General features: G+C 70.0%; 16 protein-coding genes and 1 riboswitch. Of the genes, 5 read left to right on the forward strand and 11 right to left on the reverse strand.

From position 1 onward, the window contains the following. Nucleotides 1-125 precede the first annotated feature (125 nt). Nucleotides 126-623 carry a metallophosphoesterase family protein gene (locus ASD43_RS08155; RefSeq protein ID WP_056419352.1) on the forward strand — a complete coding sequence of 166 codons (498 nt, stop codon included), beginning with the start codon at nt 126-128 and terminating at the stop codon, nt 621-623. 55 nt (nt 624-678) lie between these two features. On the opposite strand, the gene ASD43_RS08160 is transcribed toward ASD43_RS08155, so the two are convergent. The 4 genes from ASD43_RS08160 to ASD43_RS08175 form a co-directional block, all read right to left on the reverse strand. Next, on the reverse strand, nt 679-2424 hold the full coding sequence (locus tag ASD43_RS08160; protein WP_056415892.1) for a glycoside hydrolase family 35 protein: 1746 nt from the start codon (nt 2422-2424) through the stop codon (nt 679-681). 61 nt (nt 2425-2485) lie between these two features. Continuing rightward, complete coding sequence (locus tag ASD43_RS08165; RefSeq protein ID WP_056415896.1) at nt 2486-3838, reverse strand: ABC transporter substrate-binding protein; 1353 nt, start codon at nt 3836-3838, stop codon at nt 2486-2488. A gap of 67 nt (nt 3839-3905) precedes the next feature. Continuing rightward, nucleotides 3906-4796 (reverse strand): carbohydrate ABC transporter permease, encoded by an 891-nt coding sequence (locus ASD43_RS08170; RefSeq protein ID WP_056415899.1) that lies wholly within the window; start codon nt 4794-4796, stop codon nt 3906-3908. A 1-nt stretch (nt 4797) separates the two neighbouring features. After that, complete coding sequence (locus ASD43_RS08175; protein ID WP_056415902.1) at nt 4798-5715, reverse strand: carbohydrate ABC transporter permease; 918 nt, start codon at nt 5713-5715, stop codon at nt 4798-4800. A 160-nt stretch (nt 5716-5875) separates the two neighbouring features. On the opposite strand from ASD43_RS08175, the gene ASD43_RS08180 reads away from it, so the two are divergent. Next, on the forward strand, nt 5876-6856 hold the full coding sequence (locus tag ASD43_RS08180; protein ID WP_082539320.1) for a LacI family DNA-binding transcriptional regulator: 981 nt from the start codon (nt 5876-5878) through the stop codon (nt 6854-6856). A gap of 16 nt (nt 6857-6872) precedes the next feature. On the opposite strand, the gene ribH is transcribed toward ASD43_RS08180, so the two are convergent. The 6 genes from ribH to ASD43_RS08210 all read right to left on the reverse strand — a co-directional run bounded on the left by ribH (nt 6873) and on the right by ASD43_RS08210 (nt 12091). Continuing rightward, nucleotides 6873-7346, reverse strand: a complete 474-nt coding sequence (ribH, locus tag ASD43_RS08185) for a 6,7-dimethyl-8-ribityllumazine synthase (protein WP_056415908.1) — start codon at nt 7344-7346, stop codon at nt 6873-6875. Further along, nucleotides 7343-8611, reverse strand: coding sequence for a bifunctional 3,4-dihydroxy-2-butanone-4-phosphate synthase/GTP cyclohydrolase II (locus ASD43_RS08190; protein WP_056415910.1), 1269 nt, complete (start codon nt 8609-8611; stop codon nt 7343-7345). Before ASD43_RS08190 ends, ribH begins: the two co-directional genes overlap by 4 nt. Next, on the reverse strand, nt 8608-9237 hold the full coding sequence (locus tag ASD43_RS08195) for a riboflavin synthase (RefSeq protein ID WP_056415913.1): 630 nt from the start codon (nt 9235-9237) through the stop codon (nt 8608-8610). The genes ASD43_RS08190 and ASD43_RS08195 overlap by 4 nt, the downstream gene beginning before the upstream one ends. Beyond that, nucleotides 9237-10343: a bifunctional diaminohydroxyphosphoribosylaminopyrimidine deaminase/5-amino-6-(5-phosphoribosylamino)uracil reductase RibD gene (ribD, locus tag ASD43_RS08200; protein WP_082539321.1), complete on the reverse strand. Its 1107-nt coding sequence runs from the start codon at nt 10341-10343 to the stop codon at nt 9237-9239. The genes ASD43_RS08195 and ribD overlap by 1 nt, the downstream gene beginning before the upstream one ends. A gap of 71 nt (nt 10344-10414) precedes the next feature. Beyond that, nucleotides 10415-10560: riboswitch (FMN riboswitch) on the reverse strand. A gap of 54 nt (nt 10561-10614) precedes the next feature. Beyond that, nucleotides 10615-11478: an Fpg/Nei family DNA glycosylase gene (locus ASD43_RS08205; RefSeq protein WP_056415916.1), complete on the reverse strand. Its 864-nt coding sequence runs from the start codon at nt 11476-11478 to the stop codon at nt 10615-10617. Nucleotides 11479-11527: 49 nt separating this feature from the next. Then, nucleotides 11528-12091: a GNAT family N-acetyltransferase gene (locus tag ASD43_RS08210; RefSeq protein ID WP_056415918.1), complete on the reverse strand. Its 564-nt coding sequence runs from the start codon at nt 12089-12091 to the stop codon at nt 11528-11530. Nucleotides 12092-12167: 76 nt separating this feature from the next. On the opposite strand from ASD43_RS08210, the gene mfd reads away from it, so the two are divergent. Beyond that, entirely contained in the window at nt 12168-15755 is a 3588-nt protein-coding gene (gene mfd / locus ASD43_RS08215) for a transcription-repair coupling factor (RefSeq protein WP_056415922.1), read from the forward strand. Between the two features lie 34 nt (nt 15756-15789). On the opposite strand, the gene ASD43_RS08220 is transcribed toward mfd, so the two are convergent. After that, nucleotides 15790-16671, reverse strand: a complete 882-nt coding sequence (locus ASD43_RS08220; protein WP_056415925.1) for an SDR family oxidoreductase — start codon at nt 16669-16671, stop codon at nt 15790-15792. Nucleotides 16672-16837: 166 nt separating this feature from the next. Between ASD43_RS08220 and ASD43_RS08225 the strand changes: the two genes are divergently transcribed. Together ASD43_RS08225 and ASD43_RS08230 are read left to right on the forward strand one after the other, a co-directional pair. Continuing rightward, nucleotides 16838-17518, forward strand: a complete 681-nt coding sequence (locus ASD43_RS08225) for a gamma carbonic anhydrase family protein (RefSeq protein WP_235564083.1) — start codon at nt 16838-16840, stop codon at nt 17516-17518. Continuing rightward, complete coding sequence (locus ASD43_RS08230) at nt 17515-20457, forward strand: aminotransferase (RefSeq protein ID WP_056415929.1); 2943 nt, start codon at nt 17515-17517, stop codon at nt 20455-20457. The genes ASD43_RS08225 and ASD43_RS08230 overlap by 4 nt, the downstream gene beginning before the upstream one ends. Nucleotides 20458-20596: the final 139 nt, after the last annotated feature.

The following is a 20596-nucleotide window of genomic DNA, read 5'->3' on the forward strand; positions in this document are numbered from 1 at the left end:
GGTATACCGGGGCACCGAGAGATCCTACGCCTTCCTGAACGTTTGCTGGGTGCGTATGACATCCCGTCGCAGCGCGTGCGTAGAGTCGAATGCGGATGCCGACGCCCACGGGAGGCGAGAAGATCGTGACGACGAGACTGCTGCTGATCGCCGACACGCATGTGCCCGCCCGCGCCAAGAGACTGCCCGCCGCGGTGCTGTCGGCGGTCGAGGAGGCCGACATCGTCGTGCACGCGGGCGACTGGATCGACGTCGCGACCCTGGATCTGCTCGAGTCACGAGCACGGCGGCTCGTGGGCGTCCACGGCAACAACGACGGCCCGGCGCTGCGCGAGCGGCTGCCCGAGATCGCCCGGCTGACGGTCGAGGGCGTCGAGATGGCCGTGGTGCACGAGACCGGGCAGAAGCAGCGGCGAGAGGAGCGCATGGACGCCGCCTTCCCCGGCACGGATCTGCTCGTGTTCGGGCACTCGCACATCCCGTGGGACACGGTGGCGCCATCGGGCATGCGTCTGCTGAACCCGGGGTCGCCGACGGATCGCCGCCGCCAGCCCGTCTGCACGATGATGACGGTCGCGATCGACGCCCGACGGATCGACGCCACGCTGGTGCCGATCGAGTGAGCGTCGGTCGCGTCTGCCGGGAGCCGCATGGCCCTCAATTTCTCGTCGCCGCGCCCTATTCCTCGGTGTCGCCGAGAGCGAGTTCCGAGACGAAGTCCGCGGTCGGAGCGAGCAGGTGCTCGAGTTCGAGGACGACGAGCCTGTTCGCTCCGGCGACGGTCGCGGGCGCCGGCACGAAGAGCGTGCGCTGCGGACCGTTGCGCCAGTAGCGGCCGAGGAAGAACCCGTTGACGAACGCGTACCCCTTGCTCCACGACGCGGTGTCGAGGAAGAGGTCTGCGGGGGCATCGAGGTCGACGTCCGCGACCCACGCGGACGGTCCGGCGAACGGCGCGCCCGACGGCTCTCCGCCGCGGGCGGCGATCTCCGCGGCGATCTCTGCGACATCGAGCGGTGTCGAGCGCCACCCGGTCAGGGGTGCGCCGTCGATGGTGGGGACGCCGATGAGGCCCTTCTGCTCGCCGAGCCGGTGGTCGTAGTTCACGCGACCCTGCTCTTCGACGAGGATGCTGAGCGTGCGGCCCGCGGGGACCCTCAGAGCGCGGTCGTGGCGGGCGCGCGAGAGCGTCCCGACGGCCTGGCCGTCGACGCTCACCCAGCCGAGGTCGCGCACCTCGTCAGTGACGAGAAGCCCTCCGCGGCCTCCCGGCAGCTCGACGTCGTAGCGGACGAGAGCGCTCAGGTGCTCGAGCTCGTCGAAGGTCGCCGGTGAATCGGTGCTCACGGACGCGTCGACCGCGGCATCCGTCCACGCGCCCGCAGGCGCGAGCGGCACGGAGAACGCCGGCGAGGTCGTCACGGCGGGCGGTCGCTCGTCGGGGACGGGGGCGTATCTGGCGATCACGTCGCGGAAGGCGAAGAACTTCGCCGTCGGATTCCCGGCCTCGTCGAGAGGGGCGTCGTAGTCGTACGAGGTGACGATCGGCAGGTAGCGGCCCTTGTGGTTGGCGCCGTTGGTGAGGCCGAAGTTCGTGCCGCCGTGGAACATGTAGATGTTCACCGACGCGCCGGCGGCGAGGAGCTCGTCGAGGTCGGAGGCCGCAGCCTCCACATCGGTGGTGTGGTGCACGCCGCCCCACCAGTCGAACCAGCCGTCCCAGAACTCGGAGCACATCAGGGGACCGGTGGGCTGGTGCGTGCGCAGTGTGGCGAGGCGCTCGGCGCTGCGCGAACCGAACGAGCCGGTCTTGTGCAGCTCGGGCAGGCTGCCGTCGGCGAGCATCTGATCGGTGGGCTGGTCGACCGTGGTGAGCGGGACGGTGATGCCCGCCTCGCGGGTCAGCGCGACGAGCGCCTCGAGGTAGTCCTTGTCGGAGCCGTAGGCGCCGTATTCGTTCTCGATCTGCACGAGCACGACGGAGCCGCCTCGGTCGATCTGTCGGGGAGCGACGATCTCGTAGACGCGACGCAGGTAGTCGCTCACATCGGCCAGGTAGGAGGGCTCGGAGGAGCGGAGCTCGCGCTCGCCGGCGGTGAGCCAGTTCGGAAGCCCGCCGTTGTGCCATTCGGCGCAGATGTAGGGGCCGGGTCGGACGATCGCATCCATGCCCTCGGCCTGGATGAGGTCGAGGAATCGACCGAGGTCGTTCCATCCCGTGGCATCCCACTCGCCCCGCCGCGGCTCGTGCGCGTTCCAGGCGACGTAGGTCTCGATCGTGTTCAGCCCCATCAGGCGTGCCTTGCGGATGCGGTCCTGCCACTGGTCGGGGTGCACCCGGAAGTAGTGGATGGCGCCCGAGATCACCCGGTGGGGGAGGCCGGCGCGGAGGAAATCGGTCTCGCCGATGGAGAAGGAGGTCACGATGAGGTGCTTTCGATGGGTGGGCCGGACGGGAGGATTCCCGTCCGGCCCAGACGTGCGATTACTTGTTGACGGCGAAGCCCTGCGAGTTGCCGTACTCGACCAGCGCGTCCTGCCAGGTCGTGAGGCCCTCGTTCAGGTCTGTACCGTTCTGGTACGACTGGCCGACCGTGTCTCCGAAGATGCTGTTGCCGTAGACCTGGTAGGGCAGGTAGCTCCAGCCCTCGACGACGTCATCGGCCGCGGCCGCGAGGACCTCGTTGATCTTCTGACCGCCGAAGTACTCCGGGGCGTCCGCGAGGAACTCCTCGCTCGAGAGCTCGGCCGTGGTGGAGGGGAAGCCGCCGGACTCGAGGAAGGTCGAGATGCTGTCCTCCGAGTTGTTCAGCCACCACAGGAAGCCCGCAGCGAGCTCGGGGTTCTTGCTCTGCGAGGTCACGGCCTGACCGCCGCCGCCGTTCTCGGCGGACGCCGGGGTGCCGTCGTAGGTCGGCATCGGCGCGACGCGCCAGTCGCCGGCTCCGTCGGGGGCGCCGGTGATGAGGTTGCCGGGCATCCAGGCGCCGATCACGAGGGTCGCGAGGCTGCCGTCGCCGAGAGCGCGGAACCACTCATCGCTCCAGCTGCTGTACGGGGCGAGCAGGTCCTCCTCGACGAGGCGGTTCCAGTTCTCGGTCCACTTCTTCGATCCGTCGTCCTGCAGATCGATCGTCACGTCAGTGCCGGAGGTGGCGAACGGCTCGCCGCCCGCCTGCCAGATCATCGAGGTGGCGAAGCCCGCGTCGCCGGTGTCGTTGGTGATGTACGCGTCGGGGTTCGCCGCGTGGATCGTCTTGGCCGCCTCGTAGTACTCGTCCCACGTGGTGGGCACGGCGACGCCGGCGGCATCGAACACGGCCTTGTTGTAGAACAGCGCCATGGGGCCCGAGTCCTGCGGCAGGCCGTAGATCGCGTCGCCCTCGGTGACGGAGTTCCATGTCGAGGCGGTGTAGTCGTCCTCGAAGTCGGCGAAGCCGTACTGCGAGAGGTCGACGAACGCGTCGCTGAGAGTGAACTGCGGGAAGGCGTAGTACTCGATCTGCACGACGTCGGGGGCGCCGGAGCCGGCCTTGATCGCGTTCTGGAGCTTGGTGTACTCGTCCTTGTTGGTGCCCGCGTTGACCACGTTGACCTTCACGTTCGGGTACTCCTTCTCGAAGGCCTCGACCTGGGCCTCCGCAGACGGCGTCCACGACCAGTACGTGATCTCGCCGCCCTTCTCGAGAGCGGCCTCGACGGAGTCGAACGAGCCGTCGCCGGCCGCGCCGCCGCCGGAGTCGCCGGCGCTGCATCCCGCCAGCGCGAGCGCCGCGACGGTGCCGGCCGCGAGCACCGTGAGGGTGCGTCGGGCGGCGGGGGAGGGAAGGTGCTTCATTGCTGTGTCCTTTCGGGGGTGCGGTCCTTCATCGGACCGACGTCTTCGGTGCAGAGGGTGCCGGGAGCTACTGCTTGACGCTGCCGGCGGTGAGACCTGACTGCCAGAAACGCTGCAGCAGCAGGAAGGCGATGACGATCGGGACGATCGTGAGCAGCGAGCCCATGATCACGAGGTTGTAGATCGGCTGGGAACCTGCGCCGATGGCCTGCGCGCTCCACTGGTTGAGCCCCACGGTGAGGGGATACCAGGCGGGGTCGGAGAGCATGATCAGGGGCAGGAAGTAGTTGTTCCAGGTCGCGACCACGGTGAACAGGGTCACAGTCACGATGCCGGGAGCGAGGAGCCGCATCGAGATGGTGAAGAACGTGCGGAACTCGCCGGCGCCGTCGATACGGGCGGCCTCGAGCAGTTCGGTCGGCACCGATTCCGAGGCGAAGACCCAGATCAGGTACAGCCCGAAGGGACTGATGAGAGACGGGATGATGACCGCCCAGGGCGTGTTCGTGAGGCCCAGCTCGCTGAAGAGCAGGAACGTCGGCACGGCGAGGGCGGTGCCGGGCACCGCGACGGCACCGAGGACGACGGCGAAGACGGCGCGCCGTCCGGGGAAGCGGTACTTCGCGAGTCCGTAGCCCGCCATGGTCGCGAGCAGGGTCGCCCCGCCCGCACCCACCACGACGTAGAGGAGGGTGTTGCCCAGCCAGCGGAGGAAGATCCCGTCCTGGTAAGAGAACGTGGCGACGAGGTTGTCGAAGAAGGCGAAGTCGTCGGAGAACCACAGGCCGAACGAGCTGAACAGTCCGGACTGCGTCTTGGTCGAGCTGAACAGCAGCCACACGAGCGGCACGAGCGTGTACAGCGCGTAGGCGACCATGACGATCAGCAGAGTCTTGGACTTGCGCGGGGTGAGCAGGTCGTGGCGCTTCTGCGAAGGGCGGGCGAGGGGGAGTGCCATGTCAGCGCACCTCAGACTTCGAGCCGCGCAACTGCACGACGTAGGCGATCACCGCGGTGATGACGCCCATGATGATGGCGATCGTCGCGGCGTAATTGAACTGCTGTCCCGCGAACGAGAGGTTGTACGCGTACATGTTGGGGGTGAAGTACGTCGTGATCACGTTCGGGGCGAGCGGACGCAGGATGTTGGGCTCGTTGAAGAGCTGGAAGCTGCCGATGACCGAGAAGATCGTCGCGATCACGAGGGCACCGCGGACGTTCGGGATCTTGATCGAGAAGATCGTGCGCCACGCTCCGGCGCCGTCGAGCGACGCGGCCTCGTACATGTCGGTCGGGATCGTCTTGAGCGACGAATAGAAGATCAGCATGTTGTAGCCGACGAACTGCCAGGTGACGATGTTGCCGATCGAGACCAGAATCCATTCCCTGGCGAACGGGGTGATGAGGTCGCTGCCGAGGAAGTCGTTGAAGTTCGAGGTCAGACCGAACTGGTCGCCGTAGATGTATCCCCACATCAGCACCGCGACGACGGCGGGCACCGCGTAGGGCAGGAAGATCAGGATGCGGAAGAACGCCGCGCCCCGAAGCCGGGCGCTGTCGAGGGCGAGTGCCGCGGCCAAGGCCAGGACCAGCATGATCGGCACCTGCACCACGAGGAACAGCACGACACGGCCGAAGGCCTCCCAGAACTGGGGGTCGGTGAGTGCGCGCACGTAGTTGTCGACCCCGACGAAGGCGGTTCCGCCGATGAGCTTCTCCTGGAAGAAGCTCAGGTAGAGCGCGTACGCGAGCGGGGTGAGGAACACCAGGGTGAAGACGACCATGAAGGGGCCGACGAAGGCCCATCCCTTCCAGTCGCGCTTGTCGCGCCGGCGGGTGCCGTGAGCCGCCGGGGCGACGGAGTCGTGTGTCGTCATCGACGAGAACCTTCTTACGGATCGGGCGCTCACTGCGCCGTGTGTCAACGTCAACATATTCGACGCGCTGCTAGTGTGTCAACGTCAACACATGAATGGATGATCGATCGTGACTTCGGGACAGCCGGCAGAGCCGCCGCAGCGGCGGAGAGATCCGTCGATGGAGGATGTCGCGCGCGAAGCCGGGGTCTCCGGGCAGACCGTCTCACGTGTCGTGAACGCGCGCGGGTATGTGGGCGCGGCGACGAGGGAGCGCGTCGAAGACGCCATGCAGCGACTGGGCTACCGGCCCAACAGCGCAGCGCGCGCGCTGAGGTCGGGGCGGTTCCGGGCCCTCGGCGTCATCATGTTCTCGTTCAGCTCCTACGGCAATCAGCGCACTCTCGACGCGATCGCCGTGCGCGCATCCCAGCGGGGCTACGCGCTGACCCTCATCCCCGTCGAGTCGACGGCGAGGGACACCGTCGCCGGAGCGTTCCGCCGGCTGGAGGAGCACGCTGTCGACGGCATCATCATCGTGATCGAGGCCCACCAGCTCGATGAGGCGGAGGTCGAGATCCCCGACGGGATGCCCGTGGTGCTGGTCGACTCGAACCGCGGAGATGCGCACCCCTTCGTCGACACCGATCAGGCCCAGGGGGCGCGCCTCGCCACCGAGCATCTGCTCGAGCTCGGGCATGCGACCGTCTGGCATGTGGCGGGGCCTGCGAAGTCCTACTCCGCCGAACGTCGCCGGGAGTCCTGGGCGCAGACGCTCGAGTCACGCGGCGTCGTGGCACCCGAACCGCTGCAGGGCGACTGGTCGGCGGAGTCGGGATATCAGGCGGGGCTCCGTCTGCGCGACGACGAAGGGGTCACCGCCGTGTTCGCGGCGAACGACCAGATGGCGATCGGCGTCGTCCGGGCGTTCCGCGAGGCCGGACGCGACATCCCCGGCGACGTCAGCGTGGTCGGATTCGACGGTCTGCCCGATGCCGCCCAGCTCTGGCCGCCGCTGACCACCGTGCAGCAGCACCCCGAGAAGGTCGGCGCGCTGGCCGTCGACGCGCTGCTCGCCGAGCTCGACGGGGAAGCGCGCGCGCAGACCCCGCTCGTGGGCACCGAGCTCATCGTGCGCGAGAGCACCGCGCCGCCGCGCTGACCGCAGTCTCCGTTCCTCAGCCGCGCAGGTCGCGCACCACGAGGGCCGTGCGCAGTGCCGCATCCGCGGCCTCTGCGCCCTTGTCCTCCTTCGAGCCCTCGAGCCCGGCGCGATCGAGGCCCTGCTTCTCGTCGTCGAGGGTGAGCACGCCGAAACCGACCGGCTTACCCGCGTCGAGCGACACCCGGGTGAGCCCGTCGGTTGTCGCGGCCGACACGTACTCGAAGTGCGGGGTGCCGCCGCGGATGATCACTCCGAGGGCGACGACGGCATCCGCCCCACCCGCGAACGCAGCCTGGGCGGCGACGGCCAGCTCGAACGACCCGGGCACGCGGACGAGCCGGTATGCCGCATCCGCCTCGTCCAGGACGCGCTGCGCCCCGGCGATCAGCCCGTCGGTGATCACGTCGTGCCATGTGCCCGCGACGATGACGACCTTGAGTCCGCCTCCGTCGATCTTCTCGGTCCTGGGTGCTCCTGCGCCGCTCATTGCTCGTCCTTCCGTCCGTCGGCGAGAGCCTCTGCGAGCTCCGCCTCACCGATGATGTGACCCATCCGGTCACGCTTGGTCTCCAGATACTGGTGGTTGTTCGGGCCGACGCCCACGATCAGCGGCACCTGCTCGACGACATCGAGACCGAGGCTGCGCAGCTGGTTCACCTTGTCGGTGTTGTTGGTCAGCAGGCGCACCCTCGAGACGCCGAGATCGGTGAGGATGCCGGCCGCCGCCGCGTAGTCGCGCGCATCGGCGGGGAGGCCGAGCGCGAGGTTCGCATCGACGGTGTCGAGGCCCTCCTCCTGCAGGCTGTACGCGCGCAGCTTGTTGATCAGGCCGATCCCGCGGCCCTCGTGACCGCGCATGTAGATGACGATCCCGCCGTCCTTCTCGATCGCGTCCAGCGCGGCGTCGAGCTGCGGACCGCACTCGCATTTCAGCGAGCCGAAGGCCTCACCCGTCAGGCACTCCGAGTGCACGCGCACGAGGGCCGTCTCGCCCGGCTCCCCGGAGACCACGGCGATGTGGTCGGTGCCGGTCACCCTGTCCTTGTAGGCGAGGAAGCGGAAGGTGCCGTGCGTGGTGGGGACCGTGGCATCCGCACGCAGGCTGACGCGACGGCTCGCGCGCTCGGCGGACCAGCCGGTGGGGTCGCTCTCGGTGAGGTGCGCGATCAGCTGCTCGATCGTGATGACGGGCACGCCGTCGCGTTCGCCGAGCTCCAGCAGCCCGGGTAGACGCATCATGCTGCCGTCCTCGGCGACGACCTCGGCGATCGCGCCGACCGGCCGCAACCCCGCGAGCTTCATCAGGTCGACCGCGGCCTCGGTGTGTCCGCTGCGTTCGCGCACGCCGCCGTCGACGGCGCGCAGCGGCAGCACATGCCCAGGTCGGATGATGCTCGTCGCGGTCGAGGCCGGGTTCGCGAGCACGTTGAGGGTGTGCGCGCGATCGTGGGCGCTGATTCCCGTGGTCACGCCCTCTGCGGCGTCGACGCTGACGGTGTACGCGGTCGACCTGGCATCTTCGGAGGCGGCGACCATGGGCGGGAGGTTCAGGCTGTCGGCGAGATCCGTCGGCATCGGGGCGCAGATGAATCCCGATGACCAGCGCACCGTCCAGGCGATCCACTCGGGTGTCGCGAGCTCGGCGGAGAGGATGATGTCGCCCTCGTTCTCGCGGTTCTCATCGTCCGCGACGAGTACCGGGCGCCCGGCACGGAGGGCTTCGAGGGCCTCGGGGATGGTGGAAAGGCTCATCGTGAGCCTCCTTCCGGTGCTGCCCGGAACGCCAGCAGGCGCTCGACGTGACGGGCGAGGATGTCGGTCTCGAGGTTCACGCGGTCGCCGACCGCGCGGACTCCGAGGGTGGTGGCGGCGAGGGTCTCGGGGATCAGCGAGACCTCGAGCCAGTGCTCTGCCGCGTCGGCGGCGCTCACGGCGCTCACGGTGAGCGAGGTGCCGTCGATCGAGATCGATCCCTTGTCGACGACGAGCGGGGCGAGGTCGTCGGGCAGTCCGATGCGCAGAACGCTCCATTGCTCGCCGGGCCGGACTTCGAGGACGAGGCCGACTCCGTCGACGTGCCCCTGCACGATGTGTCCGCCCAGGCGAGCGCCCACCGGCATGGCCTTCTCGATGTTGACCCGGGTGCCCACGCTCGCCCCGCCGAGGGCCGCGACGTCGAGTGTCTGCTTCATGACGTCGGCGTCGAAGGTGTCGGGCGTCGAACCCACGACGGTCAGGCAGACGCCCGAGACGGCGATGGACTCGCCATGAACGGCGTCGGACGCGGCGCGCGGAGCGCGCACCGTCAGGCGCCATCCGTCGCCGGCGGGCGCGATCGCCGTGATCTCGCCGATCTCCTCGATGATTCCCGTGAACATCAGGCGACTCCTTCTTCGGTGCGCGGATCGGTGTGCGGATCGGTGTGCGGTTCGGTGCCGAGCGTGGATGCTGTGTCGAGCGTCGATGCCGTGTCGAGCTCGGGATGCGCGACGGCCAGCAGGTCGACGCCCAGCGGCACCCACTCGTCGATCGTCAGCCGGTGCGCGCCGCCGATCGACGTGACGCCGATGTCGGTGAGGGCGAGCCGATCACCGCCCAGCAGTACCGGGGCGAGGTAGACGAGCACGCGGTCGGCGAGGCCCGCGGCCACGAAGGCGCTGGCCAGGGTGGGGCCACCCTCGACGAACACGCTCTGGATCCCGCGCTCGTGGAGGTCAGCGAGGACAGCGGACAGATCGTGCGTGTCGTGGAAGATCGGCGGGTGCGGATGGCGGCGGATCGCGGCGTCGTCGGGTGTGGGGCGCGCGCCGATCACGACGGGGACGGGCTGGTGCGCGTACAGCGTCTCGCCGTCGCGTGCCGTGAGCGAGGGGTCGTCGGCGCGCACGGTGCCCGTGCCGACCACGATCGCGTCGGCGAGAGAGCGGCGGCGGTGCACGTCGGCGCGGGCGACGGGGCCGGTGATCCACTGGCTGGTGCCGTCGGATGCCGCGGCCCGGCCGTCGAGCGACTGCGCCCACTTCACGGTGACGTGCGGGCGCCCGAGATGCTGCGCCGTGAGCCATCCGTCGATGATCGCGTGCGCGGTCTCGGCCTGCTCGCCGGAGTCGACGCTCACTCCCGCCGCCCGCAGCCGCTCGGCTCCGCCGCCGGAGACCTCGCCGGGATCGTCGAGGGCGTAGACGACACGGGCGACGCCCGCCTCGATGAGGGCGAGAGCGCACGGCCCCGTGCGGCCCGTGTGGTTGCAGGGTTCGAGAGTGACCACCGCGGTCGCGCCTCGGGCAGCATCCGGTGCGAGCTTCGAGAGCGCGTCGACCTCGGCGTGCGGGGTGCCCGCACCGTGATGCCAGCCCTCGGCGAGCACGTTGCCGTCGGGGGAGAGGATGACCGCGCCCACCTGCGGGTTCACACCGCGGGGGCCGAGCGCCGCGAGCTCGAGCGCTCGGGTCATCGCCCGGCGTTCCGTCTCGTTCACTGCCATCCGTCGTCCTCTCTGAGGCTCCGGGGATTCCCTCGAGGGGAGAGGCAGACAGAACGTGCGCGCAGCCGCGCACCGTGCTGCCTCCCTTCCGGACTAGCGAGGCTGGGCCTCGCACCACCGTCGGTCCCGGAATTCCACCGGATCGGCATCTCGGAGAACCGAGACGCTCGCGGACTGTCACCGCCGGTTCGGATTCTCACCGACCCCGGAGCACGTTGTTGCTCTGAGTGTACAAGGCGCGTCCTGGTGCATTTCATTCCGCGTCGGCGTGCTACTTGAGCAGTCGAGACAGCCGACGATCCGCGAGCGGCTTGCCGCCGGTCTGGCAGGTCGGGCAGTACTCGAGCGAACGGTCGGCGAAGAAGACGCTGCGCACCGTGTCGCCGCAGACGGGACAGGCCTCGCCTCGTCGCGCGTGCACCTGCATCCCGCGCCGTTTGGCGTCTTTGAGGTCGGCCGGCGGCTTGCCCGACGCCTCGGCGATCGCCTCGGTGAGGGTGGACTGCATGGCGGTGAAGAGCCGATCGACCTCCTCGTCGCCCAGCGTGGCGGCCATCGCATACGGCGACATCCGAGCGGCGTGCAGGATCTCGTCGGAATACGCGTTGCCGATCCCCGCGATCACGCTCTGGTCACGCAGCAGACCTTTGATCTGGGTCCGGCGACCGTCGAGCAGCCCGCCGAACACCTCCCGGGTGAAGCCGGTCTCCAGAGGATCCGGTCCGAGGCGGGCGATGCCGGGCACCTGCTCGGGGTCGCGCACCACGTATACAGCGAGGGACTTCTTGGTCCCCGCCTCCGTGAGATCGAAACCGCTCTCGTCGTCGAGCCCCACGCGCACCGCGATCGGCGACTTGCCCGGCTTGATCGGCGTCGTGGGCAGCGTCTCGTACCAGCGCAGCCACCCGGCCTTCGCGAGATGGAACACGAGATGCAGGTCGGTGCCGCACGAGAGCACGATGAACTTGCCCCGCCGCGAGACACCGGTGATCTTCGCGCCGTGCAGTGCGGTGTTCGGCGGGTCGTAGGTCTTGAGGGCGGCGATCGCGCCCACGCTCGTGCGGATGATGGTGCGCCCCACCGCTCGCTCCTCGAGGAACGAGGTCAGGCCCTGGACTTCCGGCATCTCAGGCATGCGCCCATCCTGCCACCCACCGCCGACACCCGGCCAGGGCAGGCGGATGCTAGAGGATCGGCCACTCCGCAGGGGCGCGGTCGTCGGTCGCGAGGAGGCCGCCGAACCAGCCGTCGTCCCGGCCGCGATCGCTGGTGAGAGCGCTCCTCCCCAGGCCCTCGTAGCGGAAGCCGAGGGCTCGCGCCGAGCGGGCCGAGGCGATGTTGCCGGCGACGGCGCGCCACCCGATCCTGGCGAGGCCGAGCTCCTCGAATCCCCAGTCGATGACGGCGCGGGCGGCCTCGACAAGGTAGCCGTGGCCGCGCGCCGGGGCCGCGACCCAGTAGCCGAGCTCGGCGTCCCCGCCGGTGTGGTGCTCGTGGATGTGGTGCAGCCCGATCGAGGCCACCAGCTCGCCGTCGCGATATGCGCACCAGATGGTCTGACTGCCGTCCGCCCACCATTCCCCGATCAGACGGACATATCCTTCGCCGTGCTCCCGCGTGTACGGGCTCGGCACGGTCGTCCAGCGCGGGATCTCGGGGTCCTGGCACGCTGCCGTGATCGCCGCGACATCGGACGCGTCCGGCGTGCGCAGGACGAGACGTTCCGTGGTGAGGATGACCGGTTCCATCCGTGCATCCTATGAGGGGAGAGGCGAGTGCCTGAGCTGCGGACCCCGTGTCGGTGGCCGCGGCTAGGCTTGTCCGGTGACTGTGCCGGGGATTCTGCGCGCCTTGGAAGAGGCCTCTCTTTTTCGTGATGCCCTGACGTGGGCCCAGACCGACGCCGACCTCGGCCTGGTCGACGGGCTCGACGCGCCGACGCTCGCGGGGCTGCTCGACAGGCGGCGTGCCGCGGGGCATCCGGCAGCGCTGCTGACCGTCGTGCCGACGGGGCGACGGGCCGAGAGCCTCGCCGCGGCGCTCGCCGCGTACATCCCCGATGCCGAGGTCGTCACCTTCCCGGCGTGGGAGACGCTGCCGCACGAGCGACTCAGCCCCAGCCCCGACACCGTGGGCCAGCGCCTGCAGACCCTGCGTCGCATCGCCGACTGGTCGGGGGACCACCCGCTGATCGTCGTGGCGTCGGTGCGCGCGGCGCTGCAGCCGATCGCCGGGAACCTCGGCGAGATCCCCCCGCTCGACCTCAGGGCGGGCGGACGCGGCCATGAGCTCGAGCGTGTCGTCGAGCAGCTGGTCGAGCGCGCCTACTCCCGCGTCGACATGGTCTCGCGACGTGGCGAGTTCGCGGTGCGCGGCGGCATCCTCGACGTCTTCCCCGCGATCTCCGAGCACCCGTTCCGCATCGAGTTCTTCGGCGACGAGATCGATCAGATCCGAGCGTTCTCCGTCGCCGACCAGCGCTCCCTCCCCGGGGCGATCGAGGCCGTCGACCTCCCGCCGAGCCGCGAGCTGCTGCTGACCCCCGACGTGCGCGATCGCGCCCGCGCGCTGATCGCCGGGTTCCCCGCGATCGCCGGCATGCTCGAGAAGATGTCCGAGGGCATCCCCGTCGAGGGGATGGAGTCGCTGCTGCCCGCCGTCTCGGGGCCGCTCAAGTCGCTCGCCGAGTATCTGCCCGAGGGCAGCGCGACGGCCGTCGTCGACCCCGAGCGTTCCAGCGCCAGGGCGATCACGCTCGGTGAGACCAACCGCGAGTTCCTCGACGCGGCGTGGAGCGCGGCCACCTCCGGCGCCTCGGCGCCCATCGACCTCGGCGCCGGGGACTTCCTCACCATCGCGCGGCTGCGCGAGGTCGTCCGCGACCGCGGTGGCGTGTGGTGGCGGCTGAGCCCGTTCGCGATGGGCGGCGAAGACGCCGAGACGATCGACGCGACGGTGATCCCCTCGTTCCACGGCAACGTCGACGGCGCGATCTCGTTCGTCGACGCCAAGGTCGCGGAGGGATGGCGCGTCGTCGTCATCGCGACAGGGACGGGTCTGGTCGATCGTGCGCGTGACGTGCTGTCCGACCGCGGCGTCGCGGCCCGCGTCGTGACGGAGCTGATCGCGGCCCCCGATGGCGGCGTCGCGACCCTCGTCTGCGGATCTGTCGAGGCCGGCTTCCAGATCGCTGAGGCGAAGCTCGCCGTCCTCACCGACAACGAGTTCTACGGACGCACGATCGGCGGCGACCAGCGCGTCGTCAAGAAGCTCGCGTCGCGGCGCAAGAACGTCGTCGACCCGCTGCAGCTCACGCAGGGCGACTACGTCGTCCACAACACGCACGGCATCGGCCGTTTCGTCGAGATGACCCAGCGCGAGGTCTCCACCGGGGGCCGCAACGCGACCAAGTCGGTGCGCGACTACCTCGTGCTGGAGTACGCCCCCTCGAAGCGCGGCTACCCGGGCGACAAGCTCTTCGTGCCGACCGATCAGCTCGATTCGCTCTCGAAGTACGTGGGCGGCGAGGGGCCGACACTGTCCAAGATGGGCGGCAGCGACTGGTCGCAGGCCAAGGGCAAGGCCCGCAAGGCGGTGCGCGACATCGCCGTCGAGCTGGTCAAGCTCTACTCGGCCCGCATGAGTGCGAAGGGGTACGCGTTCGGCCCGGACACCCCCTGGCAGCGCGAACTCGAAGAGGCGTTCCCGTTCGCCGAGACCCCGGATCAGCTGCAGACGATCGATGAGATCAAGGCCGATATGGAGCGCCCGATCCCGATGGACCGCCTGCTCTCCGGCGACGTCGGCTTCGGCAAGACCGAGGTCGCGGTGCGAGCGGCGTTCAAGGCGATCCAGGACGGCAAGCAGGTCGCGATGCTCGTGCCGACGACACTCCTGGTGAAGCAGCACCTCGAGACGTTCACCGAGCGCTTCGCAGGGTTCCCGGTGAAGGTGCGTCCGCTGTCGCGGTTCCAGACCGACAAGGAGGCGCGGCTGACCCTCGACGGCCTGCTCGACGGCACGGTCGACATGGTGATCGGCACGCACCGCATCCTCACCGATCAGGTCATGTTCAAGGACCTCGGCCTGATGATCATCGACGAGGAGCAGCGCTTCGGCGTCGAGCACAAGGACACGCTCAAGAAGATGAAGACGAACGTCGACATCCTCGCCATGAGCGCGACCCCCATCCCGCGCACGCTCGAGATGGCGGTGACCGGCATCCGCGAGATGTCGACGCTCGCGACGCCACCGGAGGACCGGCATCCGATCCTCTCGTTCGTCGGGCCCCGCAGCGACAAGCAGATCACCGCGGCGATCCGTCGCGAGATCCTCCGCGAGGGGCAGGTGTTCTTCGTGCACAACCGCGTGCAGTCGATCCAGCGCGTCGCCGCGCAGCTCGCCGAGCTCGTGCCGGAGGCGCGCATCGCGGTCGCTCACGGTCAGATGGGCGAGCACGCGCTCGAGCAGGTCGTCGACGACTACTACGAGCGCAAGTTCGACGTGCTGGTCTCGACGACGATCATCGAGACCGGTCTCGACATCTCGAACGCGAACACCATCATCATCGATCGCGCCGACAAGTACGGCCTGAGCCAGCTGCACCAGCTGCGCGGACGCGTCGGTCGCGGTCGTGAGCGGGCATACGCCTACTTCCTGTACGACGAGATGAAGCCGCTCAGCGAGACCGCCGCGGATCGTCTGCAGACCATCGCGGTGAACAACGATCTCGGCTCCGGCATGCAGGTGGCACTCAAGGACCTCGAGCTGCGCGGAGCGGGAAATCTGCTCGGCGGCGAGCAGGCCGGTCACATCGCCGGGGTCGGCTTCGACCTCTACCTGCGCATGATCGGTGAGGCCGTCGCGACCTTCCGCGGCGAGGACGTCGAGTCGGGTCAGGAGCTGCGGCTCGAGCTCCCCCTGGATGCGCGCATCCCCGAGTACTACATCGACAGCGAGCGGCTGCGCCTCGAGGCGTATCAGAAGCTGTCGGCGGCGTCGGCGGCCACCGCGAAGGACGACGCCATCGACCTCGTGATCGACGAGCTCACCGACCGCTACGGCGCCCCGCCCGCCGAGGTCGAGGGACTCATCGCGGTCGCCCGACTGCGCCGGCGAGCCGCACGCGCGGGACTCGCCGACGTCGTGGTGATGGGGTCGAACCTGCGCATCGCCCCGGCCCGGCTCGAGGATTCGATCCAGATGCGTCTGCGGCGCCTGTACCCCAAGGCCAAGCTGGTCTCGGGCGGCGAAGCGCTGGTCGTGCCGATGCCCACCGTGCCCGCCGCGGTCGGCGTCGGACTCGAGCCGCTGCAGGATGCCGAGCTCCTCGACTGGGTCGGGCAGCTTCTCACGGCGATCTTCCCCGAGCCCGCCCCCGAGCCCGCCCCGGAGCCCGTCCCGGTCTCGTGAGGGGCGGACGAGGCCCTCGTGAGGGCCCGAGGCGTCAGAGCGAGAAGCCGCCGTCCGACGTGAGCACCTGTCCGACGACCCACGAGCCGGCATCGGTGCAGAGCCACCCGATCAGCTGCGCGGGGTCGTCGGGGCGCCCGACCCGGCCGAACGGGGTGCCCGCGATCCAGTCGGCGACCCCGGTCAGGTCGCGGTCGGTGGTGTCCTCGTCGAGGTACCCGGTGTTCACCGGACCGGGGTTGACGGTGTTCAGGACGATCCCGACGTCGAGCAGCTCGGCGGCCGTCGACCGGGTGATCCCCGCGAGGGCGGCCTTGCTGGTCGCATAGGCGATCTCTCCGCGCATCGCGCCGTGCCCCTGGCCCGAGGTCATCCAGATCACGTGTCCGGTGGGGTTCGCGAACGGGCCGAGCGCGTCGATCCGGTCGCCGGGGCGGGCATCGACCGTCGCCGGGCGGCCCAGCTCGGTCCGCTTCCGCCGCGCGAAACCCGCCGTCAGCAGCAGGCTGGCGCGGGCGTTGGCCTGCCAGTGCGCATCGAGGTGCTCGGCCGTCATGTCGAAGATCGAGCCGTCGCCGCCGCTGCGCGCCTGATTGCAGACGACGATGTCGAGCCGACCGGTCAGACTGCAGGCCGCATCCAGGAGCGACTCGACGGCGTCGGCGTCGCGCAGGTCGGCATGCAGGTCGCCCATCGCCGCACCGGGTGCGAGGGACTCCCGGATGCCGTCGCGCACCGCATCCAGATCGTCGCCGCCCCAGGGGTGATCGAGGTCGTGCGGGCGGTAGTGGTGCAGGAAGACGCTGGCGCCGAGGGCTGTGAGAGTGCGAGCGGTCGCGAATCCGATGCCGCGACGGCGCGAGACGCCGGTGACGAGCGCCGTGCGTCCGGCGAGGGGGAGAGGGTGTGCGTGCATGGGCGTGCCTTTCGATCGTGGTGCCGGGGCGCGCGTGAATGCGGCCCGGCGGCAGGGAGAGGATCGAGTCACCGGCATTGCATGGGCGTCAGCGTAGCAGCAGCGATCCCGGGCACCTCCTGCCCCGGCCTTCTCGCGGTGCACGCCGTCGCACTACGCTGGCGTCATGTTGTACGAGCACCTCGGGGCTCGGCCCCGGATCCATGACTCCGCCGTCATCGCTCCCACCGCCGTGATCTCCGGCGACGTCACGATCGGCCCGGGATGCCAGGTGCTGCACGGCGCCGTGATCACCGCCGAGGGCGGTCCGATCTCCATCGGGGCGCACGTCATCGTAATGGAGAACGCGCTGATCCGCGCCACCGCCGCGAACGCCGTGCACATCGGGCCCCATACGCTGATCGGCACCCTGGCGAGCATCGCGGGCGCGACGGTCGGCGAGCAGGTCTTCTTCGCATCAGGAGCCCGCATCTTCAACGGCGCCCTCGTCGGCGACCGCTGCGAGGTGCGGGTGAACGCGATCGTGCATCGGCGCGCGGTGCTGCCCGCCGGAACCGTCGTGCCGATCGGGTGGGTCGCCGTCGGCGATCCGGTGCAGCTGCTCTCGCCCGACCAGGACGAGGCGATCTCGGCCGCCCAGCCCGAGCTCGACTTCCCCGGGCACGTGTTCGGCGTCGACCGGGACACCCCCGACCTCATGGTGCAGCTGACCGAGCGCTACGGCAGCTCGCTGGCGCGACATGCCGACGACATGCGCCTCGACGACGACGTGCGCCTCGACGGCGACGTGCGACATGCCGGCGACGTGCGCCTCGATGGCGACGGACGTGCGGCGGGCCTCGGGTGAGCGAGGAGACGGGGCTCGTCCGACCCGATGTCACCGCGGCCGACGCGGCGCTGATCGCCCGGGAGTGCTACGGCATCGCCGCCGCGGCCACCGAGCTCGGCAGCAACCAGGACCGCAACTTCGTCCTCGTCGAACCCGACGGTGCACGCAGTGTGCTGCGCGTGGACAACCCCGTGTTCGGCGATGAGACGCGTGACGCCCAGCACGCGGCGCTCGACGCCTATCGGGCGGCCGGCGTCGCCGTCCCCGCCGTGCTCCCGGGCCTCGACGGCGCGCTCACTCAGCGCTGGCGCGGCTTCGCGGTCCGGCGGAGCGAGTTCGCCGACGGAGAGGCGCTCGTCGACGCGGGATATCTCGCGCCTGTCGTGCTCGCCGAGTTCGGCACGCTCGCGGCGGCATCCGTCACCGCGCTCGCCGCCCTGGACCATCCCGGCCTCGACCGCGCGCAGATGTGGGACATGCGCGTCGCCGCGGAGCAGGTGCGACGGCTCGCGCCGTCGATCTCGGATGCCGCGCTCCGCACCGCGGTGGTCACGGCGGCCGAGGAGGCGACGGCGGCCCTGGAGCACGTCTCCGCTCGCCTGCCGGTGCAGCCGATCCACGGCGACCTCACCGATGACAACGTCACCGGGCGCCGCGGCGACGACTCGCGCCTGCATCCGCACGTCGTGCTCGATCTGGGCGACCTCGGTCTCGGATGGCGGGTGGCCGAACTGGCGGTGTGCGTCTCCTCGATGCTGCACCACGAGCCCGAGCGACCGCTGCGCACGCTCGAGACGATCACCGCCTTCCACGCCGATGCCCCGCTCAGCGGCGAGGAGGCCCTCGCGCTCTGGCCGCTCGTCGTGCTGCGGTCCGCGCTGCTCGTCGCCAGCGGATGGAGACAGCTCGAGATCGACGGCGACAATGACTATGCGCGCGAGCGCATCGCGGGGGAGCAGGCGATCTTCGATGCGGCGACCTCCGTTCCTCTCGTCGAGGCGACGGAGATCGTGCGGGACGCGGTGGGATTCGGTGCCGCCGGTCCCGATCTGCCCGCGCACCCCGCTCCCGAGCTGTCGATGCTGCTTCCCGACATCGACGGCAGAGTGGTCGTGATCGACCCCGGTGTCGAGTCCGACGAGCTCGCGGCGGGCCTCTGGCAGTCTCCGGATGCGGAGGAGCGGCTGATCGGCGACGCGCACTCGCGCGGTGCGCGCGTCGCCGTGATGCCCTACGGGGTGTACCGACTCACGCGCACGGCGGTGGACAGCGCGGACACCGCGGCGACCTGGCCGACCGAGACGGAGCTGCACGTCGCCCCGGGCCCCTCGGTGCGACTGCTGGCCCCGATCTCGGGTGACCTGCGCACGTCCGACGAGGGCCTTTCGCTGGCCGTGGACGACGACTGGGAGATCGAGCTCCGCGGCGCTCACCTCGAGTCGTCGCGCACGGGCGGGGTCGAGGCCGGGGAGAGCATCGGTCGGCTCGCCGCCTCGTTCGAGAACAGGGTGATCACCGTGGGCGTGCGGCGGAGGGATGCTCCGCCGCAGCCGTCCGACCCCGCGGCGGCACGACGGGTCGCTCCGGAGCGCGTCGCGGCGTGGCGCCGGTTCACCGCCGACCCCGCCCCGCTGCTCGGGCTGCCCTCGCACGCGCAGCGCGATGAGGCCGACGAAGAGCTGCGGCGACGCGAACGCATCTTCGCCGAGGCGCAGGAGCGCTACTACGAGCGGCCCCCGCAGATCGAGCGGGGGTGGCGTCACCACCTCGTCGACACCACCGGCCGCAGCCACATCGACATGGTGAACAACGTCGCGGGTCTCGGTCACGGCCATCCCGCGGTCGCCGATGCGGCCGCTCGCCAGCTGCGGCGGCTCGCGACGAACTCCCGATTCCTGTTCCGCGATCTCGCCGAGTACAGCGAGCGCCTCCTCGCGCTGATGCCGCAGGGAAGCGGCCTCGACACCGTGCTGCTGGTGAACAGCGGGTCGGAGGCGGTGGACCTCGGCATCCGGCTCGCGCAGGCGGCGTCCGGGCGCCGTACGGTCGTCGCGCTGCGCGAGGCCTATCACGGCTGGACGATGGCGACCGATGCCGTGACGACCAGCGCCTACGACAACCCGGACGCACTGTCGACCCGGCCGGACTGGGTGCACGTCGCGGACGTGCCGAACCGCTTCCGCGGGACGTATCGCGGCGAGGACACCGCCGATCGCTATCTCGCGGATCTCGCCGCAGACCTCGACCGCCTCTCCGCCGACGGCCGGGACCCCGCGGCTTTCCTCTGCGAATCCGTGCTGGGCAACGCCGGCGGCGTCGTGCTGCCGGACGGGTACCTGCGCGGGGCCTACGCGCTGATCCGCGACCGCGGCGGGCTCTGCATCGCCGACGAGGTGCAGGTGGGCTTCGGGCGCATGGGCACCAGTTTCTGGGGTTTCGAGCAGTCCGGCGTCGTCCCCGACATCGTGACGATCGCGAAGCCGATGGGCAACGGGTTCCCGATCGGCGGTGTGATCACGTCGAAGCGGATCGCCGATGCGCTGAGCGACCAGGGACAGTTCTTCTCATCCGGGGGCGGCAGCACGCTGAGCTGCCGGGTCGGCCTCGCCGTGCTCGACGCGATGGTGGAGGATGACCTCCAGCGCAACGCGCACGAGGTCGGCTCCCGGCTCGCCGAGGCGCTGCGGGGGCTGGCGCACCGGCATCCGCTGGTCGGCCCCGTGCACGGCGTCGGCCTGTATCTCGGCGTCGAGCTCGTGCGCGACCGGGAGACCCTCGAGCCGGCCGCCGCCGAGGCGGCAGCGATCTGCGAGCGGATGCGCGAACTCGGCGTGATCGTCCTGACGACCTCCGAGCGGTCGAACGTGCTGAAGATCAAGCCTCCGCTGTGCCTGACCGCGGAGAGTGCAGACCATGCCGTCGCCATGCTCGACCGTGTGCTCAGCGAGGGATGGTGACCGCCGAGCGTCTTCGAATATCGCGCACAATCGTCATGTTAAATGCGTATTTCGAATCAGATCTCCTCTTCCGCTGAGGAAACTCCCGGGTCCATACTGATGCTCAACGTCGGACGACCCGAAGTCCGGCCTCTGCGCC

This window comes from Microbacterium sp. Root553 (assembly GCF_001426995.1).
In the GTDB taxonomy this organism is placed as follows: Bacteria; Actinomycetota; Actinomycetes; order Actinomycetales; family Microbacteriaceae; genus Microbacterium.